Genomic DNA, 26,786 nt, shown 5'->3' with positions numbered 1-26,786 from the left:
GGCCCGTTCAGGCGGCGAACGGGTCCGGGGTGAGCACGTACACGGTCTCGAGGTACTCCTCGATGCCCTCGTGCGAGCCCTCGCGGCCGAGACCGGACGACTTCACCCCGCCGAACGGGAACGCTGCGTTCGACACGACGCCGGTGTTCAGTCCGAGCATCCCGGTCTCCAGGCGTTCGGCGAGCCGCTGCCCGCGCGGGAAGTCCGTCGTGAACGCGTAGGCGATGAGCCCGAACTCGGTGTCGTTGGCGAGCCGGATGCCCTCGTCCTCGGTCGCGAAGCGGGTGATCGACACGACCGGTCCGAAGATCTCGGTCGTCAGGATCTCCGATCCCGGCTGGACGTCGTCGAGCACCGTGGGCGCGTAGTAGGTGCCGGGCCGCTCGACGCGGTGTCCGCCGGTGACGAGCCGAGCGCCGCGGGTGACCGCATCGTCGACGAGTCCGGCGGCCTTGTCCACTGCACGGTCGTCGATGAGCGGCCCCATCGTCGTGCCGTCCTCGGTGCCCCGGCCGATGCGGAGCGCGTCGACCTTCGCGGTGAGGGCGGCCACGAACGCGTCGGCGATGCCGTCCTGCACGAAGAACCGGTTGGCGGCAGTGCAGGCCTCGCCGACGTTCCGGAACTTCGCGAGCATCGCAGCGGTGACGGCGGCGTCGAGGTCGGCGTCGTCGAAGACCAACAGCGGGGCGTTGCCGCCGAGCTCCATGCTCGTCCTGAGCACGTTGTCCGCCGCCTGCTTGAGGAGCGCGGACCCGACCGGCGTCGATCCGGTGAAGGTGAGCTTGCGGAGGCGGCGGTCGGCGATGATCGGCTCGGACAGGCCCTTGGCGTCGAGGGACGGCACCACGTTGAGCACGCCGTCCGGCAGCCCGGCACGGCGGAACAGCTCGACCAGGAACAGCGTGGTCAGCGGCGTGAGCTCCGCCGGCTTCACGACGACCGTGCAGCCGGCCGCCAGTGCAGGGCCGATCTTCCGGGTCGCCATGGCGAGGGGGAAGTTCCACGGGGTGATCGCGTACACCGGGCCGACCGGACGCTTCAGGACGATCGCGCGTCCGGTGCCCTCGGGGTTGGTGCGGTAGTCGCCGCCGATGCGAACGGCCTCCTCCGAGAACCAGCGGAGGAACTCGCCGCCGTAGACCACCTCGCCGCGGGCCTCGGCCAGGGGCTTGCCCATCTCGAGCGTCATCAGGGCGGCAAGGTCGTCCTCGTGCGCGCGCACCAGGTCGAACGCGCGGCGCAGCACGTCGGAGCGCTGGCGCGGTGCGGTGGCCGCCCACTCCTGCTGTGCGGCGACCGCGGCGTCGAGCGCGGCGATGCCGTCCTCGGGGGTGGCGTCGGCGACCTCGGCCAGCACATCGCCGGTCGAGGGGTCGCGGACGGCGAACGTCGCGCCGCTCGCCGACGGGCGCCAGGACCCGCCGATGAACAGGCCCGTCGGGACGCCCTGCACGGTGACGTGGTCGTCGCCCACGGTCGTGGTGAGGTCGCCGGTCGTGGTGCTCGTGTCGGTGCTGGTGTCGGTGCTGGTGTCGGTGTTGGTCTCGGTGTCGGTCTCGGTCTCGGTCACAACTGTGCTCCTCCGGGGTTCGCGAGCCCTTCGTCCATGTCGCTGCGGTCGACGTGCCCACCGGCCGCTCGGATGTCGTCGAGCGCGCGGGCGCTGCGCTCGTCGTCGACGCCGGCGACCAGGTCCTCGTAGACCGCGACGTCGATGCCGGCGGCGCGGGCGTCGAGGGCCGAGGCCCGGACGCAGTGGTCGGTGGCGATGCCGACGATGTCGACGGAGTGAACCCGGTGCTCGGTCAGGATCTCCGGCAACGGCACGCCCGACTCGGTCCGCGCCTGGAACGCCGAGTAGTCCGGCGTGCCCTGGCCCTTGAAGACGTCGACGTCGATCGGCTCGGTGTCGAGCTCCGGGTGGTACTCGGCGCCGGGTGTGCCGGCCACGCAGTGCACGGGCCACGTGTCGACGAAGTCGGGACCCTCGGGTCCGGCGAAGTGTCCGCCGTTGTCGTCGTCGCCGTGGTGCCAGTCGCGGGAGCCGACGATCAGGTCGTACTCCTCGGCGTGCCGGCCGAGGAACGCGCTGATCCGTTCCGCGAGGGCCGCGCCCCCGGTGACACCGAGCGCACCGCCCTCGGTGAAGTCGTTCTGGACGTCGACGATGAGGAGAGCCCGTGCCATGGGCCCATCCAACACCCGGTGACTCAGGAGTCGGTGAGCTTGTTCCCGCACGAGTAGGCCGCCGCGGTCACCGCGTCGAGCGCCGGCAGCGCGGCCGCACGCGACGACCCGATGGCGTAGAACGCGAAGGTCAGGCGCGATCCGTCCGCGGCGTCGATGTACCCGCCGAGGGTGTTCGCGCTGTCGATCCACCCGGTCTTCGCGTGCACCTTGCCGCGGGCGACGGCGTTCGCGCCGGTGAAGCGGCTGGCCAGCGTGCCGGACTGCCCCGACACGGGCAGGGCGTTCGCGAGGGTACCGAGGCCCTTCGCACCGGCGGCGACCTGCACCATGAGGTGGGCGACGAAGTTCGGCGACACCGCGTTCGCGGCGCTCTCGCCCGAGCCGTCCTTGATGACGATGCCGGCCGGGTCGACGCCGTAGGAGCCGAGCGCCGACTGGTACACCGAGGTCAGCGACGCCGCCGACCCGTTCGAGCCGGACTCCTTCGACGACACCCGGGCGAGCATCTCGGCGAGGGTGTTGTCCGAGTTCGGGATCATCTGCCCGATCAGTGTCGACACCGGCTGCGACGACACCGTCGCGATGGTGTCCGTGCTGGTCGTGGCGCGCTTGACGATCTGTGCCGACCCCGCCCCGGCGACCCCGGCGCTCGCGAGTGCCGTCCGGAACGCGGCACCTGCACGGCCGACCGGGTCCTCGGACCGGGGCGAGGTCGCCGCGGCCGGGTTCGCCCGGTCACCGTCGACCATGAGCGCCGTCACCTTCGGCTGGTACCCGATGGTGCGCTCGGACACCGGCCACGTGGGGTCCCACGCGTCGGCGTCGCTCCAGTACGTGTCGTCGGTCACGATCGTGGTGACGGGGGTGTCGCCGACCTTCGCCTTGACCTGCTGGGCGAGCTGCGCGAGCGTCGGGGCCCCCGGGTAGACCGTGCCGTTGCCGGCGGACAGGGTGGCATCACCGTGCCCGACCAGCGCGATGGTCCCGCCGGACTCCTGCGTGACCGTGGTCGGGATGCGGTGGTCGCCGCCGAGCACCGCGAGCGCCGTCGCCGTCGTCAGGGTCTTCATGACGCTGCCGGTCTGGGCAGCCTTGTCGCCGTCCTTCGAGAACAGGACCTCGCCCGTCTTCGCGTCCATCACGTACCCCTCGAACGCGCCGAGACCGCTCGCCGACGCGGCGCCCGCGATCGAGCAGGTGCGCAGGGCGGAAGGGCCGGCCGGGTCCTTCGGCACGGCGCGGGCGTCCGGGGTCGGTGTCGGCGTGCTCGTCGGTCGCTTCGTGGTGGCGGTCGACCGGCTCGGTGTCGAGGTCGCGCTCGACGTGGTCGCCGGCGCGGCCGCCGTGCCCGTGTCCGGTGTCATCGCCGCCGCGACCGCGACGGCCCCGCCCGAACCGACCACGAGCAGGGCCGCGAGGCCACCGGCGATCCAGGGCACCGGGCGGCGCACGGCGGAGGCGCGCGCGGCCGCGACGGCGGCGCGGACACGCTCCGGTACGGAAGGCGGGGTGGGCTGCTGCTCGGACATCGCGACCGATCCTACGGAACTGCGGCAGCAGCCTCCAGGCCGGATCGTCCCGATGTGGACGACGCGACCCGGATCAGGGCGCTGTGGAGGCGTCGTCCGCGGGGTAGCGCACGCCGACCTGGCGGCGGGCTTCGTCCATGACGGCCATGATCGCGACCGACTGTTCGGCGTCCATCGGACCGCCCTCGTGCACGCCGGACGTGACCATCGCCTCGAACGCGCGCGCCTCGTGGCCGTAGCCGGCGAGCTCCTCGCGCGCGTCGAACTCCTCGACCACGACGCCGTCGCGGTCCCGGATCCGCCACGTCGTCGGGGTGTACCAGGTCGAGTCGACGTCGATGCGCCCCGACTCGCCGATCACCGAGGCCGTGTTCGGGCTGCGCACGTCCATCCCGAAGTGGATCACCGACTGTGCACCGCCGTCGTGCGTCAGGACGATGCCCATCTGCGTGTCGACACCCTGCTCGCTCAGCGTGCCGGCCGCGACGAGCGAGGTGGGCACCCCCAGCACGTCGACGGCGAAGGACACCGGGTACACGCCCAGGTCCAGCAGGGCTCCACCGCCGAGGGCGGGATCGCGCAGCCGGTGCGACGGGTCGATGGGCAGGGCCTGGTGGTGCGTCGCCTCGACGAGCACCGGCCGGCCGATGCGCCCCTCGGCCAGGACCTCGCGGATCATCGCCATCTGCGGCAGGAACCGGGTCCACATCGCCTCGGTCACCGCGACGCCCGCTCGACGGGCAGCATTGACCACGGTCCGCGCCTCGGCCGCCGTCATCGTGAAGGCCTTCTCGACGAGGACGTGCTTGCCGGCGCGGATCGCGAGCAGGGCGTCCTCGGCGTGCCGGACGTGCGGGGTCGCGACGTACACGGCGTCGACCGTGTCGTCGGCGACGAGGTCCTCGTAGGAGCCGTGCGCCCGTGGGATGCCGAACTCCGCCGCGAACGCCTCGGCACCGTCGCGGGTGCGGCTGCCGACCGCCGTGAACTCGATGCCCGCGGCGACGCAGTCGCCCACGAAGGACCGGGCGATGCCGCCCGTGCCGATGACTCCCCAGCGAACCGTCATGCGGCCATGTCTACCAGGACTGGCCGCAGCACTTTGGTATGGACTCCACTGGTGATTGCCAGCTAACGTGCTCCACGATCCCCCATCCGGGGGTCACTCCTCCCCGAGTCGAAGGTGTGCAGGTCCTCCATGCGCCGTTCCGTCCTCTCCGTCGTCGCCACCAGCGCCGCGATCGTCCTCACGTCCACCCTCGTCGGCGGTCCGGCCAACGCACACGGGTGGGGCGACCCAGGACACGGACCGGGACACTCGCCGGGGCACTCCGCCGACGCCGGCCTGACGCCGCGGACGCACTTCACGATGGCTGCCGACGGCACGTCCGGTGCGACGCAGGGCGGCGAGGGCATCCCGAACATCGACTCCGTCAAGAAGACCATCGCCACCTACTACGGCGACCCCGGCACGGGCCTGGCGAACCGGACCGACTCCCCCTACATCCGCGAGATGCGATCGATCGTCGCCCGCCAGGGAGCGTCGCTGCAGCGCATCCACGACCATGCCGTCCGGCACGGCGAGAAGCCCGCGATCGTCCTCGACGCCGACGACACCACCCTGTGGACGTACGACATGGAGGTCGCGGACATGCACTTCGTCTTCGATCCCGCACGGCAGGACGAGTGGGTGCAGGACGAGCGCTTCGCCGCCACCCCGTCCATGGTCGGCTTCGTCAACCGCGCCGCCGCGATGGGCTTCACCGTGTTCGGACTGACCGGCCGGAACGACGACCAGAAGACCGCGACCGTGCAGAACCTGTCGAAGGTCGGCTACACCGCCTTCACCGAGGACCGCTTCTTCACGAAGTGGACCGGCAAGGGCGCCTCGCAGCAGCCGTCGTACGTGACCTGCGCCGCCGCGAGCTGCACGACCGTCGAGTACAAGGCGCTGACCCGCAAGCACATCGAGCAGGACCTCGGCTACGACATCACGCTGAACATCGGCGACCAGTGGAGCGACCTGCAGGGCGGGTACGCCGACCGGTCCCTCAAGCTGCCGAACCCCACCTACTCCCTCCCCTCGGCCGACCTGCCCGGCGTCTCCGAGCCCCGGCTCGCGCCCCGCACACAGTTCACGATGGCTGCCGACGGCTCCTCCGGTGCGACCCAGTCCGGTGAGGGCATCCCGAACATCGACTCCGTCAAGAAGACCATCGCCACCTACTACGGCGACCCCGGCACCGGACTCGCGAACCGCACCGACTCCCCGTACATCCGCGAGATGCGGTCCCTCGTCCGGCGGCAGGCCCCCGTCGTCGCCGCCCAGTGCGCCGTCGGCCGCAAGCTGCACCGCAACCCCGCGATCGTGCTCGACGCCGACGACACCACGCTCTGGACCTACGACATGGAGGTCGCGGACATGCACTTCGTGTTCGACCCTGCACTGCAGGACGAGTGGGTGCAGGACGAACGGTTCCCCGCGACCCCGTCGATGACCTCGCTCGTGTCGATCGCACAGCGTTCCGGCTGCACGGTCATCGGGCTGACCGGCCGGAACGCCGATCAGGAGACCGCCACCATCGACAACCTGCAGCGCGTCGGCTCCCCGCAGTTCTCGGCGACGAAGCACGGCACCGAGACGTACTACACGAAGTGGACCGGGGTCGGGGCGTCGCAGCAGCCGTCGTACATCACCTGCGCCACGGCGAAGTGCACCACCGTCGAGTACAAGTCGCAGACTCGGGCGCACATCGAGTCACGATCGGGCGGCCGCTACGACGTGGTCGCGAACTTCGGCGACCAGTACAGCGACCTGCTCGGGGGCTCGGCGGACCGCAGCGTCAAGCTGCCGAACCCGACGTACTACCTGCCCTGACCCTCAGCGCCGGTGCTTGCCGAGTGCGGCGTCGGGCGCGGCCATCGGGTGGGTGCGGAACCAGCGCAGCAACGCTCGCGCCTTGCTGGTGTCCGCACTCCGGTCGCCGTCGGACAGGAACGTGTCGAAGCCATCGGGGAGCGCGGTCTCGTGGTCGCGGTCGAACGCCATCGTCCACTCGCCGAACCGCGGCGTGTGGATCCGCTCCTCGACGAGCAGCCCGACGTCGGTGTGCCGGGGGTCCTCGGTGATGCGCTGGTACGTCTCGAGGACCGCGGCCTCAGGACCCTCGAGCAGCTGCATGAAGCGGCCGTCCTTGTACACGAGCAGGCCGGACAGGCCCGATGCGGCGTTCCGGGCCCTGGCGTGTTCGAGGAGCGCGTCGAGGCGGGGCTGGTCGAAGGGTTCGTCGGCGGCGCTCATGTAGACGAGTGACAGGAGCATGACGACCTTCCGAACGGAGAACACGGCTTCTGTTCGATCGTCCCGCACGATGGAGGTCCGGCGCAGCCCCAGAACGGGGAGCGGGCCGGCGCGGCCCGGCGTCACTGCGCGTCGTAGGTGCGGACCCAGTCGATCTGCAGGTGGCCGGCCTTGCCCCAGTCGCCGACCTGCACCATGTAGCGGTGCGGGGTCGTCGGGACGTTCCGCGCGACCGTGAAGACGAGCTTGCCGTCGAGGTAGTAGTGGATCGCCCGCCCGGGGATCCACTCCGTCGTGTAGGTGTGCCAGTCCCGCCAGGACACCCGGGTGTTGTAGTTGTCCGACGCCTTTTCGTCCCCGGGCAGCATCGAGTGGTGGAACACCCGCGGCGAACCGTCGAAGTTGCCCTCCGGGTAGTTGAGTTCGCCGTCCGCCCAGTCGTTCGACGTCGGCCAGAGCATGATCGCTGCGCCGTTCTTGTCGCCGCCGGTGGCACGGGCGCGGACGCTGAACGACCCCCCGACGTGCGACCAGGCGTCCTCGGGCGTGCCGAACGTTCCGGCCGAACCGTGCTCGCCGTCGAGGGCGATGTCCATGTACCCGTCGTGCGCGCTGACCATCTTGCTCGAGTAGTACTTGCCGCCGGTGCCGTCCGGGTACGGCTGCCACGACTGCGCGTACGTCGCCGCGAACGGGCCGTTCGCCGCAGCCGGCGTGTCGAAGTCCACCGAGAAGGTCGGCGTCCGCCCGATGGTCGGATCGGTGGCCACCGTGGTCGGGTGCGGGGTCGGGCTCGCGCTGCTGCTCGATCCGCCGGCCGGGGCCGCCGATGACGTCGCCCGTGACTCCGGTACCGCGGCTGCCGTGATGGCCAGCGCAGCCGCCGCAGCAGCCACCAGGACGACGGTCGTCGCACGCTTGAACACGGTGCCTCCGTCGGTCGTCCGCCGAGGGGGTACGGGGCGGTGCAGGGTGGTCGGTCGCGGGGATCCCCGCGTCCTGACGAGGCTAACCCGCGCCCTCCCCCGCTGTCTGGTCCGGAGCCAAGGGGTGCGGTTTCCCGCAGATGCAGAAATCCCCGGTCAGGACCTGTTGCAGATCCGTGACCGGGGACGTGTTCTGAGCCGCCTGTCGGAATCGAACCGACGACCTATTCATTACGAGTGAATCGCTCTACCGACTGAGCTAAGGCGGCGCGCGCGCTCCGAACCCGGAGCGGCACGATCAATGACTATACAGGTTCAGACGAGTGAACGCGAAACGAGCACGCCGAGCTCGGCGAAGGACCTGCGGAGCTCGTCGACCAGGTGCGAACCGGCCTCGGACCCGGACCACTCCCACCACGCGTGCCGGAGCGCACCGAGCGCCACGATCGACGCCAGGCGCGCCCGACGACGGAGCGCATCGGGGTCCGCGGCGAGTTCGGGGTCCTCGCGTTCGAGCCGCCGGGCGACCGCCGCCTGGATCTCGGCCTGGAACTCCTTCATCGACTCCATGCGACGGCTGAAGAGTTCGGGGTTCGCCCGGAGCACCTGCTGCCGCTCCTCGATGAGTCCGCGTTCCTCGATGAGCTCCTGCGTCGAGTGGACGAGCAGTGCGCCGAGGTCCGACAGCAGGTCGCCGTCCGGTCCCCCGTCGACGAACTCCTGCAGCGCGGCGTCATCGGGCAGCTCCGGGTCGTCCCCGAGGATCGCCTGTTCCTTGCTCGGGAAGTAGTTGAAGAACGTGCGCGGTGAGACGTCGGCCCGACGCGAGATCTCGTCCACGGTGACCGCACCGAGGCCGTCCTCGATCGCGATGCGGAGCGCGGCCGCCTGGATGGCGCGGCGGGTGGCGCGGCGTTTCCGTTCGCGCAGGCCGGGTTCAGCGTCGGGCATGCCGTGATTGTCCCATGCCCCACTCGTCGCGGGGAGAGTCCGTCACGGTCAGTGGCGGACGCGGGCGATCGTGACGAGCAGCGCCTCGAGCGCGAGCAACGCCGCCACGTTCGCGGCGATCCGCTGCCGGGCGAGGGCGATCGCGTCGAGCACCTCGAGCGCCGCGGCCGGCGTGACCGACTGCAGGGCCTGGTCGAGGTGATCACGCATCGCCAGGTTGACGGGTTCCGCCGGGGCACCGAGACCGAGCAGGAGCAGGTCGCGGTACAGCGAGGACACGTCGACCAGGATGCGGTCGAGACCGTCGCGCAGGCTGCGGGTCGCACGGCGCTTCTGGTCGTCCTCGAGCAGCCGGAGCTGCGAGCGGAGGGCCGGCGGGATCGTCCCGCCGGGTTCGATGCCGAGCGATCGCAGTGCGGCGTCGCGTTCTTCGGAGTCGCGCTGCTGCGTGATCGCCTTGGCGTCTTCGTCGGCGACGGCGAGCAGGTCGGCGGCGGCCATCACGGCGTCGCCGACGCTCCGGACGCCGAGCACGGTCGTCAGGGTGCGGCGGCGACGATCGCGGGCGTCCTCGCTCGTCGCCAGGCGCTGCGCCATGCCGATGTGGCTCTGCGCCTGCCGTGCTGCGTCCATCGCGAGGGCGCGGTCGATGCCGGTGCGGGCGACGAGCAGGTCGGCGACGGACTCGATGCCGGGGACCCGGAGGCGTACGGAGCGGACGCGCGACCGGATGGTGGGCAGCAGGTCGGCTTCACTCGGGGCGCAGAGGATCCAGACGGTGCGCTCCGGAGGTTCTTCGAGCGCCTTGAGCAGCAGGTTCGAGGTGCGTTCCGTCATGCGGTCGGCGTCCTCGATGATGACGATGCGGTACCGCCCGACCGAGGGCGAGTAGTACGACGAGGTCACGAGCTGCCGGATCTCGTCGATCGTGATGATCACGCGCTGCGTCGTGAGCACCGACACGTCGGGATGGGTCTTCGCGGTGATCTGCTGCAGGGTGTGGTCGTCGTCGGGACCGTTGCCCACGAGGGCCGCGGCGAACGCCGTCGCCACGTTCGACCGGCCGGACCCGGGCGGCCCCGTGATCAACCACGAGTGCGTCATGCCGCCGGTGCCGTCGGTCGACTCCGCGGCGTTCCGGAGGGAGGCGACTGCTTCTTCCTGACCGGTCAGGCCGTCCCACACGCTCACGGGACCATCCTGTCAGCGACCACCGTCATGCGTGCTACCACCACCATGCGGGCGACCACGGTCATGCCGGGTCGATCGCGACGAGCGGGGCGACCGCGGCACGGACGGCACGCTGCACGTCCTCGGTGGATCCGCCGGCGTCGACCACCAGGAAGCGGTCGGGCTCGGCCGCCGCCATGTCCAGGAAGGCCCGTCGCACCGACTCGTGGAACGCCTCGGCCTCGGACTCCAGGCGGTCGAACGTGTCGCCACGGGCCGCGGCGACCCGGGCGCGTCCGACCGTCACGTCGAGGTCGAGCAGGATCGTCAGGTCCGGCGCCAGGCCGTCCGCCGCCCACTCCGACACCGAGCGGATGTGTTCGGCGCCGAGGCCGCGCGCGACGCCCTGGTAGGCGACCGACGAGTCGATGTAGCGGTCCTGCAGCACGACCTCGTCGCGGGCGATCGCGGGACGCACGACCGTCTCGACGTGGTGCGCGCGGTCTGCCGCGTACAACAGCGCCTCGGCCCGGGGCGACACGTGCCCGCGCTCGTGCAGCACGATCTCGCGGATCCTGAGGCCCAGGTCGGTGCCGCCGGGCTCGCGGGTGCGCAGGACGGTGCGGCCGTGCTCGACGAGCCACGCCGAGAGCAGCTCGGCCTGGGTCGTCTTGCCCGCGCCGTCGCCGCCCTCGAGCGTGATGAACCGTCCGGTCACTTCTTCTTCGCCGGCGCCCGTCGGGCAGGCGTCTTCTTCTTGACCGGACCCTTGGCGCGCTTGTCCGCGATGAGCTGGACCGCACGGGCGTGGTCGACGGCCTCGACGTCCTCGCCCTTCGGGATCGTCGCGTTCGTCTCGCCGTCGGTGACGTAGGGGCCGAAGCGGCCGTCCTTCATCTTGATCGGCTTGCCGGACACGGGGTCCGCCTCGAACTCCTTCAGCGCGGAGCTCGCGGCACGGTTCCCGCCGTACTTCGGCTGCGAGAAGATCTCGAGCGCACCGGGGAGGTCGATGTCGAAGATCGCGTCCTCGCCCGGGAGCGTCCGGGTGTCCGTCCCCTTCTTCAGGTACGGGCCGTAGCGACCGTTCTGCGCGGTGATGTCGTTGCCGGTCTCCGGGTCCTGTCCGACGACGCGGGGCAGGTCGAGGAGCTTCAGCGCGGTCTCGAGGTCGACGGTCGCCGGGTCCATCGACTTGAAGAGCGAGGCGGTCCGTTCCTTGGGCGCCGCGGCCTTCTTCGTCGTCTTCTTCGCCGGGGCCTTCTTCGCCGGGGCCTTCTTGCCGGTCGTCGTCTCGGCGGGGGCCTCGGCTGCTGCGGGCTCCGGGGCGGCGGCCGCGGCGTCGACGACCTCGCCGGTCTTCGGGTCGACGGTGGGCTCGGGCTCCGGGCTGCGCTCCGTGACGTAGGGGCCGAAGCGGCCGTCCTTCGCCAGGACCTCCTTGCCCGTGTCCGGGTTGATGCCCACGACGCGGTCGCCGATGACGGGGGCGTCGACGAGTTCCTTGGCCTTCTCGACGGTCAGCTCGTCGGGTGCCAGGTCCTCGGGGACGTTGACGCGACGCGGCTTCTCCGGGTCGTCGCTCGGCACCTCGATGTAGGGGCCGTAACGACCGATCCGCAGGGTGAGGCCCGGTGCGAGCTCGACCGAGTTGATCTCACGCGCGTCGATCTCGCCGAGGTTGTCGATGACGGTCCGCAGGCCGCGCTGGTCGTCGTCGCCACCACCGAAGTAGAAGCCCTTGAGCCAGTCGACCCGGTCGGCGTCGCCGCGGGCGATCCGGTCGAGGTCCTCTTCCATCTCGGCGGTGAAGTCGTACTCCACCAGTTCGCCGAAGTACTCCTCGAGCAACCGGACCACGCTGAACGCGATCCAGTTCGGCACGAGCTGGGTGCCGCGCAGGGAGACGTAGCCGCGGTCGATGATCGTCGGGCTGATCGTCGGGTAGGTCGACGGACGCCCGATCCCGAGCTCTTCCAGCGTCTTGATGAGGCTGGCCTCGGTGAAGCGCGGCGGGGGCGTGGTGTCGTGCCCCTTCGCCAGCACGTCGTGCACCTCGAGGTGCTCGCCCTGCTTGACGTCGGGCAGTGCGACGTCCTGACCGGCACGCTCGCTCGACTCGTGGCGGTCCTCGTCGCGGCCTTCTTCGTAGGCGCTGAGGAACCCGCGGAAGGTGATGACGGTGCCGGACGCGGTGAACTCGGCGTCCGTGCCGTTCGCGGTCGACGTGATGCCCTCGACCGACTCGGTCGACGAGATACCGAGCACGATCGATGCGGTCGACCCCTTGGCGTCCGCCATCTGGGAGGCGACGGTGCGCTTCCAGATGAGGTCGTAGAGCCGCCACTCGACACCGGTGAGCGTGCCCTGGAGCTCCTGCGGGGTACGGAAGGAGTCGCCCGAGGGACGGATCGCCTCGTGCGCCTCTTGCGCGTTCTTGCTCTTGCTCGCGTACAGACGGGGCTTGTCCGGCACGGTCGCGGCACCGTACAGGTCGGCCGCCTGCTTGCGGGCCGCGTCGATCGCCTGCTTCGAGAGCGAGACCGAGTCGGTACGGATGTAGGTGATGTACCCGTTCTCGTACAGCGTCTGCGCCGCACGCGCCGTCTGCCGCGGCGACAGGCGCAGCTTGCGCGCTGCCTCCTGCTGCAGGGTCGACGTGGTGAACGGTGCCGCCGGACGGCGGGTGTACGGCTTCGAGTCGACGCTGCGGACGGTGGCGTCCCCGGCGCGCTCGAGCACGGTGGTGAGCGAGGCGGCTGCGGCCTCGTCGAGACGTACGACGTCACCGCTGAGCGCACCGCGGTCGTCGAAGTCGCGCCCCGAGGCGACGCGGGTGCCCTGGATCCGGGCGAGTCGCGCCGAGAAGGGGGACTCCCCCGTCTTCTCGAACCGAGCGGAGAGGTCCCAGTAGTTGGCCGAGACGAAGGCGAGCCGCTCGCGTTCGCGGTCGACCACGAGCCGGGTCGCGGCGGACTGCACACGACCGGCGGAGAGGCCGGGAGCGACCTTGCGCCACAGGACCGGCGAGACCTCGTACCCGTAGAGGCGGTCGAGGATGCGGCGGGTCTCCTGCGCGTCGACGAGGGCGGTGTCGAGCTCACGGGTGGCCTCCTGCGCACGCTGGATCGCCTCCTTCGTGATCTCGTGGAAGACCATCCGCTTGACGGGGACCTTCGGCTTGAGGACCTGGAGCAGGTGCCAGGCGATCGCTTCACCCTCGCGGTCTTCATCTGTTGCGAGGTAGAGCTCGTCGGCATCCTTGAGCGCACGCTTGAGTTCGGCGACCGTCTTCTTCTTGGCGTCGGACACGACGTAGTACGGCTCGAAGCCGTTGTCGACGTCCACCGAGAACTTGCCGAGGGAGCCCTTCTTGAGCTCGGCCGGCAGGTTCTTGGGCTCGACGAGGTCGCGGATGTGTCCGACCGAGGCCTGGACTTCGTATCCGTCACCGAGGTATTGCGCGATCGTCTTCGCCTTCGCGGGGCTCTCGACGATCACGAGCTTCTTCGTGCCTGGCACGTGTCTCCTTGATCCGTGGTGCTGGTCGGCCCTGGACACGAACGTGTCCGGGTCGCCCGGGACATCGGTGACCGGTGGCCGACAGGCACACCATACACACCGTGGTCGGGGTGGTCGTCCGCCGGACCGGCGACCGCGGATGCGCCGACGGCGAACGGTCCGGAGCCGACGACCACCCGCACCCGGGCGGTCGCGGCGGCGAGGTCGCAGGCCACGAGGGCCGAGCCGTTCGCCCGTGCGACCCGCTCGGCGACGGTGCACGGCGACCCCGTGAGGAGTCCGACGGACGTCGCGGCGGCCGAGGTCGCGGCGGCGTCGGCGGCGTCCCCGGCTCGGACCGCCTGCGTGCGGTGTCCGGCGGCGGCGAGCGCTGACGACGCGACGAGCACCCCGACGCCGAGGACGGCGGCGACGAGCACGGTCACCGAACCGCGCTCGGGGTCAGCGTCCCCCGGCCGCAGCACACGCCGTCGCCCGGAGCGGCAGCGCCGAGAACGGACCGGTGCCGCCGCGCGTGGCGTCGACGCACACGAGGTCGTCGGTGCGCCGGATCGTGACGGAGGATCCCGGCGCGATCCGCTCGGCGGCGGCGAGTCCGACGGCGTCGTCCCCGCGCCCGACGCCCCGCGCAGCCGCCGCGGCGGCCGACTGCAGGCGTCCTTGTCCGTCGACGACCAGCACGGCCGCGACGAGCAGGGTGAGGACGAGTGCAATGGTGGGCAGCACGACCGCGAACTCGACCGTGACCGAGCCCCGGTCGGAGTCCCGGTCGGGGCGCCGCGCATGGTCACAGCGAGAGGGCACCGCGGACGAGCTCGGTGAGGATGGTCTGCACCTCGCCCGAGCGCATGACGGCGACGAGCACGCCGGCGAACGCCACGGCGGCGAGGATGACGACCGCGTACTCGGCCGTCGCGGACCCCTGGTCGTCCTGCGCGACGGCGCGGAGCCGGTCGACGACACGGCTGGTGCGACGGATTCGGTTCGGGGTGGTGCTCATTTGTTCGTCCCTTCTGTTGCGGTGATCCCAGCGTGGCGCGTGGCCACCGCACGATCGGGGCCTCGAGCGGCATCTGTGGAGAGGTCATCGCGCACCGACGACGGTGGAGGAGAGGACGCCGACCACGACGGGGACCACCCCGACGAGCACGAACGCGGGCAGGACGCAGACACCGAGCGGCAGCACCAGTCGGACGGCCAGGCGCTCGGCTGCGGCGAGGCCGGCGGCAGCAGCGTCGTCACGGACGTCCTCCGCGGCGCGGCGCAGCAGTCCCGCCGCGGGCACGCCCGCTCGCACGGCCAGGTCGAGGACCTCGCGCAGGCGAGCCACGTCGGCAGCCGGCGGGACGATCCCGTCGGCGGCACGACGGACCGCCTCGCCGGCGGCGATCCACGAACCACCGCCCGAGACGGCCACCGCCCAGGCGTCGAGGACGACCCCGGGCACGCGTCCGTCCGGCGTCGCCGACCGGACGAGCCGCGCGGTCCAGGCACGCCCGGACAGGACGAGCACGGCCGCGAGCGCCGAGCAGACCCAGCCGAGCGGCGAGCTCGTGAGGACCTGCACCGCTCCGGACCCCCACGCGGCCCCGAGTCCGAGGCCGAACAACGGCAGCGCCAGGACGACGCGGGCGCTGGTGCGCGGGCCGGCGAGGGCGACCCGGATCGCCCGGTCCGACGCTGCCGATCGGCGGAGCGCTCCGGCGAGGGCCCCGAGCGTCTCCGCGACGGGGGCGCCGGTCCGGTCCGCGACCCGCAGGACGACGGCGATGTCCGCGGAGGCGGGAGCGGTCCCTGCGGGGAGCCTGCCGACGAGCTCCCAGGCCCGCGGCGGCGGGACCCCGGCGGCGACGAGCGTCGCGACCCGGTCCAGGGTGCCGGCCACGCGCGCCGGGTCGAACGGCACGGGACGCCGGACCCGACGTCCCAGGAGCGACCCCCTGCTCACGGTGCCCCGTCCACCGGGCGCACCCCGAGCCTCCCGTCCGCCCCGACGTGGAACGCGCCCACCGCAGCGAGCCGTCGTCCGCCTGTCCGACGCTCGACGTGGAGCACCAGGTCGAACGCGCTGACCGCTTGTCGGGCGAGCGCCTCGACGCCGAGCCCGGCGAGGGCGCCGAGCGCCTCGAGCCGAGCGGCGACGTCCGCAACACCGTTCGCGTGCACGGTGCCGGCGCCACCATCGTGGCCCGTGTTCAGCGCGGACATGAGCTCGCGGACCTCGGCGCCCCGGCACTCCCCCACGACGATCCGGTCCGGGCGCATCCGCAGGGCCTCACGCACGAGCCGGTCGAGGCCGAGCGCGCCGACGCCCTCGGCGTTCGCCTGCCGCGCCTCGAGTGCGACCACGTGCGGATGGGCGATGCGCAGCTCGGCGACGTCCTCGACCGTGACGATCCGCTCGCCGGCCGGGACGGCGCCGAGCATCGCGGCGAGCAGGGTGGTCTTGCCGCTGCCGGTGGCACCGGTGACCAGGACGTTGCGGCGCTGGTGCACGGCGGCCTCGACGACGGAGCGCGGCACGTGCTCGAAGGTGCCGGCGCGGTCGAGCGCGGCGAGGGTCGGCCGGGCTGGGTGTGGGAGCCGGATCGAGATCGCTGTGCCACCGACCGAGACCGGGGCGAGCACGACGTGCACCCGGATCCCGTCGCCGTGCCGGACGTCGGCGCACGGAGTGGTCTCGTCGACGTGGCGTCCGCCGAGTGCCACCAGCCGCGTGGCGAGCTCCCGGGTGCGCGCCTCGCTCAGACGCGGCGCGGCGGCTTCGAGTCCGCCGCCACGGTCGGTCCAGGTGCCGACGCCGCCGACGACCAGGACGTCGGTGACCCCGGCGTCCGTCACGAGGCCGGCGAGTTCCTCGAACTCGACGACACCGTGCGGTTTGCGCCGAAGAGCGGCAGCGGCAGCCCCGGGCGGAACAGGCCCGGCCCCGGGCAGAAACGGTCCGGCCCTGGGCGGAACAGGCCCGGCCCCGGGCAGGAACGGCGTGGCACGGTGACGGTGCATGACGCCAGAGCGTAGGAGGAGAGCCGTTTTCGGCATCCGGTGCCACAACCAGCCTGTGGAGGGGTAGTGGCCGAAGGCACCAACGGACCGATTTGTCCCCCGAAACAGAAAGCCGTACCCCACTCGGCGAGGAGCGCCCGACGCAGCGCGACGACAGACCACACGAGTAGGTCCCCTCGCTCACGGGCACCGGGACGGAGTAGCAATTGCTACGAGCCCGTCAAACGTTCCATGCGTGAGCATGTACCGGTCTGTCCACTCGACCGGCGTGCCCGTGCGGATCGCCGCCGATCACCGGCGGCCGGCGAGCGCTGATCGCTCGAGCCGGACCCCGGACAAAAGAAGAGGCGGCACCGGTTGGGGGGAACTGGTGCCGCCTGGACATCGAAGGATTGGGGGGAATCCGATTCGATGCCGCCGGAAACGAGTCCAGCAGGAACTACTGTACCCCACGATCCGCCCCTCGGGGCAACCCCCGACCCGACCGCCGGGCGTGCCGCCGCGACCAGGACACACCGGTGTGCGCCGTCGCGGCCCCGCTGCCCCAGACCCGCGCCCGCCGCCGCGGCCTGGCTCCCCCGCACCCGGGCCCGCCGCCGCGGCCTGGCTCCCCCGCACCCGGGCCCGCCGCTCGTCACGCAACCGCGCAGCGCACGGGCCGAGGGGTAGTCTCCGTGGCGCACCCTGAGGACGCAACGACGCGAAAGGACATCGATGTCCACTCCGACCCAGACCGACCACCGCGAGGACGACGGCGCCACCTTCCCGCCGACACCCGAGTTCGTCGCCGACGCCGTCGCGCACGAAGACCTGCACGAGGCCGCCGCCGCCGACCGCGAGGCCTTCTGGGCCGAGCAGTCCCGCAGCCTGCTCGACTGGCGCACGCCGTTCACGCAGACCCTCGACTGGTCCGGCGCCCCGTTCGCGAAGTGGTTCGCCGACGGCTCGCTCAACGTGGCCGAGAACTGCCTCGACCGGCACGTCCGCGCGGGCAACGGCGACCGGGTGGCGATCCACTTCGAGGGCGCACCCGGCGACACCCGCCGGATCACCTACGCCGAACTCACCGCTGAGGTCCAGCGCGCCGCGAACATGCTCACCGACCTCGGCGTCGGGCAGGGCGACCGCGTCGTCGTCTACCTACCGCTCATCCCCGAGGCCGTCGTGACGATGCTCGCCGTCGCCCGCATCGGCGCCGTGCACTCCGTCGTCTTCGGCGGGTTCAGCGCCGAGAGCCTCCGCGCCCGCATCGAGGACGCCGGCGCGAAGCTCGTCGTCACGGCGGACGGCGGCTGGCGCCGTGGCGCGGTGTCAGCGCTCAAGCCCGCGGTCGACGAGGCACTCGAGGGCGAGGGCACCGACAGCGTCGAGCACGTCCTGGTCGTCAAGCGCGGCGGCAACGAGATCGCCTGGAACGACCGTGACCTGTGGTGGCACGACGAGGTCGCGAAGGCCGCCCCGGAGCACACGCCAGAGGCCTTCCCCGCCGAGACCCCGCTGTTCATCCTGTACACCTCGGGCACGACCGGGAAGCCGAAGGGCATCGTGCACACCTCCGGCGGGTACCTGACCCAGGCGGCGTACACGCACAAGAACGTGTTCGACATGCACCCGGAGAAGGACGTCTACTGGTGCACCGCCGACATCGGCTGGATCACCGGGCACTCGTACGTCGTCTACGGCCCCCTGGCGAACGGCGTGACGCAGGTGCTCTACGAGGGCACGCCCGACGAGCCGAAGCCCGGCCGCTGGTGGGACATCGTCGACTCGTACGGCGTCACCGTCCTGTACACCGCGCCGACGGCGGTCCGTGCGGCGATGAAGGCCGGCCGCGAGATCCCCGAGGCCCGCAGTCTCGAGACCCTGCGCCTGCTCGGCAGCGTCGGCGAACCGATCAACCCCGAGGCGTGGAACTGGTACCGCCAGGTCATCGGCCACGACCGCACGCCCATCGTCGACACGTGGTGGCAGACCGAGACCGGCGCGATCATGATCTCCGCGCTGCCCGGTGTGACGAAGCTCAAGCCCGGCGCCGCGCAGACACCGCTGCCCGGCATCGTCGCCGAGATCGTCGACGACGACGGCAACCGCGCCGACCCGGGAGAGAGCGGCTACCTCACGATCACGGAGCCGTGGCCGTCGATGGCGCGCGGCATCTGGGGCGACCCGGACCGCTTCGTCGAGACGTACTGGTCGCGGTTCCCCGGCCGGTACTTCGCCGGCGACGGAGCGCGGCTCGACGGTCAGGGCGACATCTGGATCCAGGGCCGCGTCGACGACGTCATGAACGTCTCCGGGCACCGCCTGTCGACGGCCGAGATCGAGTCCGCCTTGGTCGGGCACGAGGGCGTCGCCGAGGCGGCCGTCGTCGGAGCCGCCGACGAGACCACCGGACAGGCGGTCGTCGCGTACGTCATCCTCACCGCCGAGGCCGCTGCCGACGTCGACCGCGAATCGGCCTCGACCGAACTCCGCAACTGGGTGGGCAAGCGCATCGGTGCGATCGCGAAGCCCCGCCAGGTGGTCATCGTCCCCGAACTGCCCAAGACGCGCTCCGGCAAGATCATGCGGCGCCTGCTCCGCGACGCGGCCGAGGGGCGCCGCATCGGCGACACGACGACGCTGGCCGACCCGACGATCATGGCGACCATCGCGGAACTCATGTAGTCCGTGTCACGCAGGTGGGGCCTCCAGTCCATGTCGGACGGGAGGCCCCACCTGCGTTCGCTTCACTGCTGACGGTCCGTCAGGACGTCAGTTCCACCACCAGCTCGACCTCCACAGGAGCGTCCAGCGGCAGCACCGCCACGCCCACCGCGCTGCGCGCGTGGACGCCGGCGTCACCGAAGACCTCGCCGACCAGGGTGGAGGCGCCGTTCGCGACCCCGGGCTGGCCCGTGAAGGACGGCTCCGACGCGACGAACACGGTGACCTTGACGACCCGGGCGACGCGGTCGAGCGAGCCGGCGACCGACTCGACGGCGGCCAGTGCGTTGAGGGCGGCCACGCGGGCCTGCGCGGTGGCGGTCTCGGCGTCGACCGACGCTCCGACCTTGCCGGTGACGGGCAGTGCGCCGTCGACGAACGGCAGCTGCCCGGCCGTGTAGACGTACTGGCCGGTGACGACCGCGGGGACGTAGGCGGCGACGGGTGCGGCGACCGGCGGGAGCGTCAGCCCCAGCTCGGTCAGGCGGTCCGCGACGCTCATGCGTCGGCCTTCGGGCGCTTGAGGTACGCGACGAGCCCACCCTCGGGGCCGGTGACGATCTGGACCAGCTCCCAGCCCTCGTCCCCGTAGTTGTTGAGGATGGCGGTGGTGTTGTGGATCATCAGGGGCGTGGTGAAGTACTCCCAGCGAGTCATGCGGTTCCTTGCCAGCCTTTCAGTCGTGGGTGTCGTTTAGGCTGCATCCTATGTCTGCCCAGAAGACGTCTGCCTCGCGGACCAAGCCCGTCTCAGCAGTCGGCGCCTTCATCGGATTCGTCGGGTTCAGTGCCCTCGCCGGCCTGCTCGTCACGATCGGGGTCACCCCGGCCATCGCGGTCGCCGGTGTCACGACGACGTCGACGATCGGTGTGTTCGAGTCGCTGCCGGAGTACATCGAGATCGGTGACCTGCCGCAGCGCAACGAGCTGTACGCGTACTCGGGCGGCAAGTCGGTGCACTTCGCGACGCTGTACGACCAGAACCGGCAGGAACTGAAGTTCGACCAGATCAGCGACCAGCTGAAGAACGCCGCCATCGACGGCGAGGACAAGCGCTTCTACAGCCACGGCGGCGTCGACATGACCTCGCTCATCCGCGCCGGCGTGGGCAGCATCGCCGGTGGACTCGGCGACTCGGGCGGTGGGTCGACGTTGACCATGCAGCTCGTCCGCAACATCAAGATGAACGAAGCGCTGAACCTCCCCACGAAGAAGGAGCAGCAGAAGGCCTACAACGAGGCCGTCGAGCAGACCATCCCCCGCAAGCTCGAGGAGATGAAGCTCGCGATCGGGCTGGCGAAGAAGTACTCCAAGAAGGAGATCCTCACCGCCTACCTGAACATCGCCTACTTCGGTGACCAGACCTACGGCGTGCAGGCCGCCGCGCAGCACTACTACAACAAGAGCGCGACGAACCTGACCCCGGCCGAGGCTGCCTCGCTGATGGCCATCGTGCAGTACCCCGAGGCGCGCAACCTGTCGACGCCGAAGAAGTACGACGCCAACGTCGCTCGACGCAACGTCATCCTGCGCTCGATGTACGACCAGAAGAACCTGACCGAAGCCGAGTACCGCACGGCCCGCCTGTCGAAGCCGGCGGACTACGTGCACCTGACGCAGCCGTCGCAGGGCTGCCGGGCATCGGTCGGCGACGGCTCGCAGTTCTTCTGCGACTACGCCAAGAAGGTCGTGCTCGAGATGTCGCAGCTCGGCTCGTCGCAGAAGGCTCGCGACACCGCGTGGCGGAACGGCGGCTACAAGATCCAGACGACGCTGAACATCGACCTGAACGCCGAGCAGAAGCAGCTCCTCAACACGTACGACAACAAGGCCGAGACGAACCTGGCGCTCGGTGCGACACTCAACTCGATCGAGGCCGGCTCCGGCCGCATCGTGACGATGGCGCAGAACAAGGACTTCGACGAGTCGCTGAAGTCGGCACCGACGTCGACCTCGTTGAACTACAGCGTCGACTACAAGTACGGCAACTCCGGCGGGTTCCAGACCGGCTCGACCTACAAGCTCTTCACGCTGCTGGATTGGATCAAGGCGGGCCACGGGCTCAACGAGACCGTCAGCGGTGCTGAACGTGTGGTCACGCCGTGGACCATCTGCGGTCAGACCGACTACACGAAGTTCGACGTCTCGAACGATGCTCCGGGCGAGGGCGGTAACTGGAGCGTGCTCGGGGCCACCGCTGGCTCGATCAACGGCGCGTTCGCATCGATGGCCCAGAAGCTCGACCTCTGCGACATCCGCGACATCGCGCAGTCGCTCGGCGTGCACCGTGCTGACGGCGGCGAGCTGCAGTACCAGAACCCGTCCGCGATCCTCGGCACCAACGAGATCGCCCCGATGACGATGGCCGCCGCGTACGCCGCTGTTGCGAACAACGGCATCTACTGCAAGCCGATCGCCATCGACCAGATCACCTCGCCGTCCGGCAAGCAGCTCGGCGGACAGACGAAGGACTGCCAGCAGGCAGTTGACCCGGCGTTCGCGCAGGCTGCGATCTACGCCATGAAGGGCACGATCACCAGCGGTACCGCGCGCGGTGCACAGACGCCGGACGGCACCCAGATGTTCGCCAAGACGGGCACCACCGACGAGGCGGACCAGATCTGGCTCGTCGGTGCAAGTTCGCGCGTCGCGACCGCCTACTGGCAGGGCAACACCGACGGTAAGAAGAACAACCTCCGGCACTACAGCAACGGCGTGGGCGGGACCTACGCCGGCTCCCGTGCCGACGTCTGGCGTCAAGCGATGACCGCGGTCAACGCCACCTACCCCGCCGGTGCCTTCACGGACCCGCAGCCGACGGCGATCCGAGGCAACGCCAAGGCACTCCCGAACCTGCAGGGGAAGACCGCTGACGAAGCCCGCGCAGCGATCTCCGGCGCCGGCTTTACCTACGTCGACGGTGGCGCCCGCCCCGGCACCGGCAACCCCGGTTCGGTGTCGTCGACCTCGCCGTCCGCCGGTGCGCTCCTGTCCTCCGGATCGAGCGTGACGGTCTACACCTCGGACGGGTCGCAGGCCAACGTGCCCGAGATCGGCGGCGACTCACTCGGCGACGCCCGCTCGGCGCTGAACGACGCCGGCTTCGGCAACGTCAACGTGTCGGACGACTTCGCGAAGGGCGGCGGCAACAAGACCTGCAAGGTCGCAGCCGTCGAACCCGCGATCGGTGCCGCCGCCGACAAGAACGCCGACGTGAACGTCCAGTTGTACGGCGACAAGAACGGCAAGGCGCCCAAGGACTGCAAGTGACCCGCGGTCGCGCCGCGCTCGGGGTCCTCGCAGCCGGCGCGGCCGTCGGCGCTGCCTCGTTCGCCTGGGGCTCGCTCGTCGAGCGTCGACGCTTCGGCATCCGGTGGGAGACCGTCCCGGTCCTCCCGCCGGGGTCGCGTGACGTGACGGTCCTGCACCTGTCCGACATCCACATGGCCCCGTGGCAGGCCGACAAGCAGCAGTGGCTGCGCGACCTGTCCCTGGTGGAGCCGGACTTCATCGTGAACACCGGCGACAACCTCGGGCACCCCACGGCGAACGCGGCCGTGGAGTACGCACTCGAGCCGTTCCGGGGTGTCCCCGGCGTGTTCGCGTACGGGTCGAACGACTTCTTCGGACCGTCGCCGCGCAACCCGCTGAAGTACTTCTCCGGCCCGAGCCGCATGCACAGCGAGGCGAAGCCCGTCGAGCTCGACATCGACCGGCAGACGGCGTTCTTCGAGTCCCTCGGGTGGCTCGACCTGAACGACCACGCTCGCGCCATCGAGCTCCGCGGCTCGCGGTTCGAGCTGTTCGGCACCTCGGACGCGCACCGCGACTGGGACCGGCTCGACCTGCTCCCCACGAACGTCGACGAGATGCGCGGCGAGGTGCCCTGGTCCGAAGACGAGGACGGCCCAGCTCCCGTCGCGATCGGTGTCACGCACGCGCCCTACCGCCGCGTGCTCGACGCCTTCGTCACCCAGGGTGCGGACATCATCTTCGCTGGCCACACCCACGGTGGCCAGGTCCAGGTGCCCGGGGTCGGTGCCCTCGTCACGAACAGCGACCTCCCCCGCCGGTACGTCAGCGGGCTGCACAAGTGGGAGCACCGGAACCACTGGTCGTGGCTCGAGGTCTCGGCCGGTCTCGGCACCTCGATCTACGCGCCGGTCCGGTTCGCCTGCCGGCCCGAAGCGGTCGTCGTCACCCTCACCGCCCGCACCTCCTGACGACGCGCCCGGGAGTTCGCCGGATGGTCGTGAGCACCCCCGATCATCGGATAGTATTGTCGGGTTGCTCCGGTACGGAGTGATCACACCGCGGGGTGTGGCGCAGCTTGGTAGCGCGCCTCGTTCGGGACGAGGAGGTCGCAGGTTCAAATCCTGTCACCCCGACACTGTGTTGAGACAGTACGAAGAAGGCCCTGGTTCTCCGGAACCGGGGCCTTCTGCTTTTCCACGGTCGAGCGCTCGGCACTACACCTCCCGACACACGACGTGGCCGCCGCTCCGCCGGCTGCGACGACGCAGATACCCTCGACAGCGATGTCACGCGCCGACCACTTCCGCCCGGTCCTCGAACGGATCGCCGCACAGTTCCCCGAGCTCGCCGACGACCCGGTCCTGACGCAGAACCTCGTCGACAACGTGACGTCGATGATCGCCGAGGCACACGCGCGCTACGCCGCCGGTGCCGAGGACAGCGTGGTGAGCGGCGCGTACCTCGATCCGGAGCACCTGGCCTCCGGCTCCCTGCACGCCGAACAGTCCCAGCACCCCGCCGGCGCGATGCTCGCCGCGGAGATGCTCTTCGACGCCTACCTGCCGCTCTTCGTGGACGAGGTCGGCGCGGAATCCACCGCCGAGGTCCTGCGTGCCACCAGGGCGCTCCACGCGGGCATCTGGAGCCGGTTCCCCGCCGGGGCCGTCGCCTACACGGAAGCGCTGCGCCAGCGCGCCACGACGGCGCACCTGGACTCCCGCACGCAGATCGCCCGTGACCTGCACGACCGCGTCGCGCACGGCATCCTCGCCGGGCTCCAGCGGCTCGACCTCGTGCTGCTGACCGATCCCCCGGCCGGTGAACGAGCCGACCAGCTCGACGACGCCGCACGGCTGCTGCGCGGAGCACTCGGCGACGTGCAGGACCTCGCGGTGAGCCTGCACGCCCGCGTCGGCGACGCCCTGCTCGACGATGCGCTCGCCCGGCACGCCAGGGACCTGTTCTCCGACGACGACCGTTTGTCGTTCAGCACCACGGGTACGCCCGAGCACCTGCCGAACTGGCAGGCGGAAGAAGCACTGACGATCCTGCTCGAGGCGCTCACGAACCGCCGGAAGCACGCTCCGCACTCCACCGCCGAGGTGCACTTCGCGTGGACCACGGCATCCCTCGTCGTGACGGTCTCCGACGACGGTCCGGGCTTCGACCCCGATGCCGACGCCGACGGACGCCTCGGGCAGCAGACCATGCGCGAGCGGGCCGCGGTCATCGGCGCGCGACTCGACGTCGAGAGCACCCCAGGCACCGGCACCACCGTCCGCCTGACGATCCCGAGGGGCACGCTTTGACCGTCACGCACGTCGCCATCGTCGACGACCACCAGCTGTTCCGCGAAGGACTGGCCACGATCCTCGCCGCCGTCCCCACGATCCGCGTGGTCGCGCACGGCGAGCGTCCGTCCGACGTCCTCGACTCCCCCGAAGCTGCCGCCATCGACGTCCTGCTCCTCGACGTCGAGCTCGACGGTCCGCCGGCACGCACGACGATCGCCACGGTGCGCCGCACCCGTCCGGACGTCCGCGTGGTGGTGCTCACGATGCACCGCGACGCCGTCCTGCGCCGGACGCTGCTCGACGCCGGCGCGGTCGACTTCGTCACGAAGGACACCCCGAGCCGCGAGCTCGTCGACCGCATCGCCCGGGCCGCGCACGCCGATGCCGGGCCGGTGACGTTCCCGGTCGACCTGGTCACCGAGGCCCGCGCGGGATCACCGCTCAGCGACCGCGAGCTCGAGGTCCTGCGGCTCCTCGCGGCTGCGCGCACCAACGCCGAGATCGCGGCGGACCTCCAGCTCGCGATCGGCACCGTCAAGCGACACGTCTACAACGTGTTCCGCAAGCTCGACGTCGGTTCGCGGGTCGGCGCCGTGGCTGCGGCGACGCGCCTCGGTGTGCTCACCTGAGGCTCCGCTCCACTTGGTGAGCAGAAATGGTCGGGTGCCCGACGGCGACCCGACCATTTCTGCTCACCAAGCGAACGAACGAGCGAGCGAGCGAGCGAGCTAGACCGACGCCGACGCCGACGCGCCAGCGCGCACGAGCCGCCCCGCGGCATGCAGCCCCGCGACGACGTCGAGCGCCTGGTGCCGGTACCGCGCCTGCGCAGCACCCGGAGCGACGATCACGCCGTTCGCCCCGGTGGACGCCACGAGCGCGTTGATCTTGTCCGCCACCTGGTCGGCGGTGCCGTACGCCTGGCGCTCGGTGCGGGCGGCGATGAACCGACGCTCGAGGTCGGTGAACTCGTACGCGCGGGCCTCGTCCATCGAGACCGGCTCGGGCTTCCGTCCGGAGCGCATCCGGATGAACGAGATCATCCCGGGAGCGCTCTGCTCGTCGACGACGGCCGGGTCCTCGTCCGTGACGACCTGCACGCCGATGAGGGCGTTCGGCGTCTGGCGGAACCGCGAGGGCCGGAACGAGTCACGGTACAGCGCGAGCGCCGCCTCGGTGTTGTCCGACGCGAAGTGGTGGGCGAAGGCGAACGAGACGCCGAGCGCCCCGGCCACCTGCGCGCTGTACCCGGAGGAACCGAGCAACCAGAACTCCGGCACGTCGCCGTAGCCGGGCACCGCGCGGATGCGGGACAGCGGGTTCGACTTGTCCATGCCGGTGAAGAACCCGATCAGGTCGGCGAGGCGGTCGGGGAAGTCGTCGACGTCGAGCCGGTCGGTACGGCGCAGCGCCATCGCGGTCGCCCCGTCGGTACCCGGCGCGCGGCCGAGCCCGAGGTCGACGCGGTCGCCGTACAGCGCACGGAGCGTGCCGAACTGCTCGGCGATGACGAGGGGTGCGTGGTTCGGCAGCATGACGCCGCCGGAGCCGATGCGGATGGTCGAGGTGGCCGCGCCGACGGCGCTCAGCAGCACCGCGGGGGCCGACGAGGTGATGCCGGGCATGCCGTGGTGCTCGGCGACCCAGAACCGCTCGTAGCCGAGCTTCTCGGCGTGGACAGCCATGTCGATCGAGCCCTGCAGGGCTTCGGTGTTGGACTGGCCGTACTCGCGCGTCGCCAGGTCCAGGACGGACAGGTGCAGGGTGTCGTCGCTCATGTGGTCACCAACGCGCGCCGCGGCGCACGCATTCCACGAGGAGACCGCCTCCACCACCAGTCAGGACACGCCGTCGTCCGCCGGCCGACCGGTCACCAGGCGTCGCCCGGACGTCGCACAAGCGACGGTTCGCGACCGGACGGCGGACGCATGCGG

The 26,786-nt window shown here is 71.0% G+C and carries 24 protein-coding genes and 2 tRNA genes; 7 read left to right on the top strand and 19 right to left on the bottom strand.

What is annotated here, in order from left to right; all coding sequences use genetic code 11:
• Positions 1-7: 7 nt before the first annotated feature.
• From EDF47_RS16885 to EDF47_RS16870, 4 genes are all read right to left on the bottom strand, one after another.
• Positions 8-1,435 carry an NAD-dependent succinate-semialdehyde dehydrogenase gene (locus EDF47_RS16885; RefSeq protein WP_243834076.1) on the bottom strand — a complete coding sequence of 476 codons (1,428 nt, stop codon included), beginning with the start codon at positions 1,433-1,435 and terminating at the stop codon, positions 8-10.
• A gap of 134 nt (positions 1,436-1,569) precedes the next feature.
• Complete coding sequence (locus EDF47_RS16880) at positions 1,570-2,190, bottom strand: isochorismatase family protein (RefSeq protein WP_131845653.1); 621 nt, start codon at positions 2,188-2,190, stop codon at positions 1,570-1,572.
• 23 nt (positions 2,191-2,213) lie between these two features.
• On the bottom strand, positions 2,214-3,722 hold the full coding sequence (dacB, locus tag EDF47_RS16875) for a D-alanyl-D-alanine carboxypeptidase/D-alanyl-D-alanine-endopeptidase (protein WP_131879203.1): 1,509 nt from the start codon (positions 3,720-3,722) through the stop codon (positions 2,214-2,216).
• 73 nt (positions 3,723-3,795) lie between these two features.
• A complete protein-coding gene (locus tag EDF47_RS16870; protein ID WP_131879205.1) occupies positions 3,796-4,791 on the bottom strand; it encodes a Gfo/Idh/MocA family oxidoreductase in 996 nt (331 codons plus the stop codon).
• Between the two features lie 129 nt (positions 4,792-4,920).
• On the opposite strand from EDF47_RS16870, the gene EDF47_RS16865 reads away from it, so the two are divergent.
• Complete coding sequence (locus tag EDF47_RS16865) at positions 4,921-6,600, top strand: HAD family acid phosphatase (RefSeq protein WP_131921715.1); 1,680 nt, start codon at positions 4,921-4,923, stop codon at positions 6,598-6,600.
• A 3-nt stretch (positions 6,601-6,603) separates the two neighbouring features.
• Here EDF47_RS16865 and EDF47_RS16860 read toward each other — a convergent pair whose 3' ends face one another.
• The 12 genes from EDF47_RS16860 to EDF47_RS16805 all read right to left on the bottom strand — a co-directional run bounded on the left by EDF47_RS16860 (position 6,604) and on the right by EDF47_RS16805 (position 16,433).
• On the bottom strand, positions 6,604-7,044 hold the full coding sequence (locus EDF47_RS16860) for a BLUF domain-containing protein (RefSeq protein ID WP_123938665.1): 441 nt from the start codon (positions 7,042-7,044) through the stop codon (positions 6,604-6,606).
• Positions 7,045-7,145: 101 nt separating this feature from the next.
• Positions 7,146-7,949: a glycoside hydrolase family 16 protein gene (locus EDF47_RS16855; protein ID WP_131921716.1), complete on the bottom strand. Its 804-nt coding sequence runs from the start codon at positions 7,947-7,949 to the stop codon at positions 7,146-7,148.
• A gap of 196 nt (positions 7,950-8,145) precedes the next feature.
• Positions 8,146-8,218 (bottom strand) — tRNA-Thr (locus EDF47_RS16850).
• A gap of 46 nt (positions 8,219-8,264) precedes the next feature.
• Positions 8,265-8,900, bottom strand: coding sequence for a TetR family transcriptional regulator (locus EDF47_RS16845; RefSeq protein WP_111084208.1), 636 nt, complete (start codon positions 8,898-8,900; stop codon positions 8,265-8,267).
• 48 nt (positions 8,901-8,948) lie between these two features.
• Positions 8,949-10,091, bottom strand: a complete 1,143-nt coding sequence (locus tag EDF47_RS16840) for a DNA polymerase III subunit delta' (RefSeq protein ID WP_123292158.1) — start codon at positions 10,089-10,091, stop codon at positions 8,949-8,951.
• A gap of 61 nt (positions 10,092-10,152) precedes the next feature.
• Positions 10,153-10,788 carry a dTMP kinase gene (tmk, locus tag EDF47_RS16835; RefSeq protein ID WP_133938432.1) on the bottom strand — a complete coding sequence of 212 codons (636 nt, stop codon included), beginning with the start codon at positions 10,786-10,788 and terminating at the stop codon, positions 10,153-10,155.
• A complete protein-coding gene (gene topA, locus EDF47_RS16830; RefSeq protein WP_133938433.1) occupies positions 10,785-13,592 on the bottom strand; it encodes a type I DNA topoisomerase in 2,808 nt (935 codons plus the stop codon). Before topA ends, tmk begins: the two co-directional genes overlap by 4 nt.
• A complete protein-coding gene (locus EDF47_RS20090) occupies positions 13,568-14,017 on the bottom strand; it encodes a hypothetical protein (RefSeq protein ID WP_207913235.1) in 450 nt (149 codons plus the stop codon). The genes topA and EDF47_RS20090 overlap by 25 nt, the downstream gene beginning before the upstream one ends.
• Before the next feature lie 16 nt (positions 14,018-14,033).
• Positions 14,034-14,396, bottom strand: coding sequence for a TadE family type IV pilus minor pilin (locus EDF47_RS16820; RefSeq protein WP_131879217.1), 363 nt, complete (start codon positions 14,394-14,396; stop codon positions 14,034-14,036).
• Positions 14,380-14,592 carry a DUF4244 domain-containing protein gene (locus tag EDF47_RS16815; RefSeq protein WP_123292154.1) on the bottom strand — a complete coding sequence of 71 codons (213 nt, stop codon included), beginning with the start codon at positions 14,590-14,592 and terminating at the stop codon, positions 14,380-14,382. Before EDF47_RS16815 ends, EDF47_RS16820 begins: the two co-directional genes overlap by 17 nt.
• Before the next feature lie 84 nt (positions 14,593-14,676).
• Entirely contained in the window at positions 14,677-15,477 is an 801-nt protein-coding gene (locus EDF47_RS16810) for a type II secretion system F family protein (protein ID WP_165932353.1), read from the bottom strand.
• A gap of 59 nt (positions 15,478-15,536) precedes the next feature.
• The gene (locus tag EDF47_RS16805) at positions 15,537-16,433 is read right to left on the bottom strand and encodes an ATPase, T2SS/T4P/T4SS family (protein ID WP_243698062.1); all 897 of its coding nucleotides are present in this window, start codon (positions 16,431-16,433) and stop codon (positions 15,537-15,539) included.
• Positions 16,434-17,312: 879 nt separating this feature from the next.
• Here EDF47_RS16805 and acs point away from each other — a divergent pair.
• On the top strand, positions 17,313-19,265 hold the full coding sequence (acs, locus tag EDF47_RS16800) for an acetate--CoA ligase (RefSeq protein ID WP_133938437.1): 1,953 nt from the start codon (positions 17,313-17,315) through the stop codon (positions 19,263-19,265).
• Between the two features lie 79 nt (positions 19,266-19,344).
• Here acs and EDF47_RS16795 read toward each other — a convergent pair whose 3' ends face one another.
• Entirely contained in the window at positions 19,345-19,806 is a 462-nt protein-coding gene (locus EDF47_RS16795) for a RidA family protein (RefSeq protein WP_123292150.1), read from the bottom strand.
• Positions 19,803-19,961: a DUF4177 domain-containing protein gene (locus tag EDF47_RS16790; RefSeq protein WP_017888699.1), complete on the bottom strand. Its 159-nt coding sequence runs from the start codon at positions 19,959-19,961 to the stop codon at positions 19,803-19,805. Before EDF47_RS16790 ends, EDF47_RS16795 begins: the two co-directional genes overlap by 4 nt.
• Positions 19,962-20,011: 50 nt before the next feature.
• Between EDF47_RS16790 and EDF47_RS16785 the strand changes: the two genes are divergently transcribed.
• From EDF47_RS16785 to EDF47_RS16765, 5 genes are all read left to right on the top strand, one after another.
• A complete protein-coding gene (locus EDF47_RS16785; protein ID WP_133938439.1) occupies positions 20,012-22,573 on the top strand; it encodes a transglycosylase domain-containing protein in 2,562 nt (853 codons plus the stop codon).
• A complete protein-coding gene (locus EDF47_RS16780; protein WP_123292148.1) occupies positions 22,570-23,526 on the top strand; it encodes a metallophosphoesterase in 957 nt (318 codons plus the stop codon). Before EDF47_RS16785 ends, EDF47_RS16780 begins: the two co-directional genes overlap by 4 nt.
• Positions 23,527-23,617: 91 nt before the next feature.
• Positions 23,618-23,691: transfer RNA gene (locus tag EDF47_RS16775), tRNA-Pro, on the top strand.
• 150 nt (positions 23,692-23,841) lie between these two features.
• Positions 23,842-24,867 (top strand): ATP-binding protein, encoded by a 1,026-nt coding sequence (locus EDF47_RS16770; RefSeq protein WP_131879231.1) that lies wholly within the window; start codon positions 23,842-23,844, stop codon positions 24,865-24,867.
• The gene (locus tag EDF47_RS16765; protein WP_133938441.1) at positions 24,864-25,481 is read left to right on the top strand and encodes a response regulator transcription factor; all 618 of its coding nucleotides are present in this window, start codon (positions 24,864-24,866) and stop codon (positions 25,479-25,481) included. Before EDF47_RS16770 ends, EDF47_RS16765 begins: the two co-directional genes overlap by 4 nt.
• Before the next feature lie 99 nt (positions 25,482-25,580).
• Here the strand turns inward: EDF47_RS16765 and EDF47_RS16760 are convergent, their stop codons facing one another.
• Positions 25,581-26,630, bottom strand: coding sequence for an LLM class flavin-dependent oxidoreductase (locus tag EDF47_RS16760; protein WP_133938443.1), 1,050 nt, complete (start codon positions 26,628-26,630; stop codon positions 25,581-25,583).
• Positions 26,631-26,786: the final 156 nt, after the last annotated feature.

The organism is Curtobacterium sp. PhB190 (assembly GCF_004365385.1).
Taxonomy (GTDB): domain Bacteria; phylum Actinomycetota; class Actinomycetes; order Actinomycetales; family Microbacteriaceae; genus Curtobacterium.
This window is presented reverse-complemented; position numbering and strand designations above follow the sequence as displayed.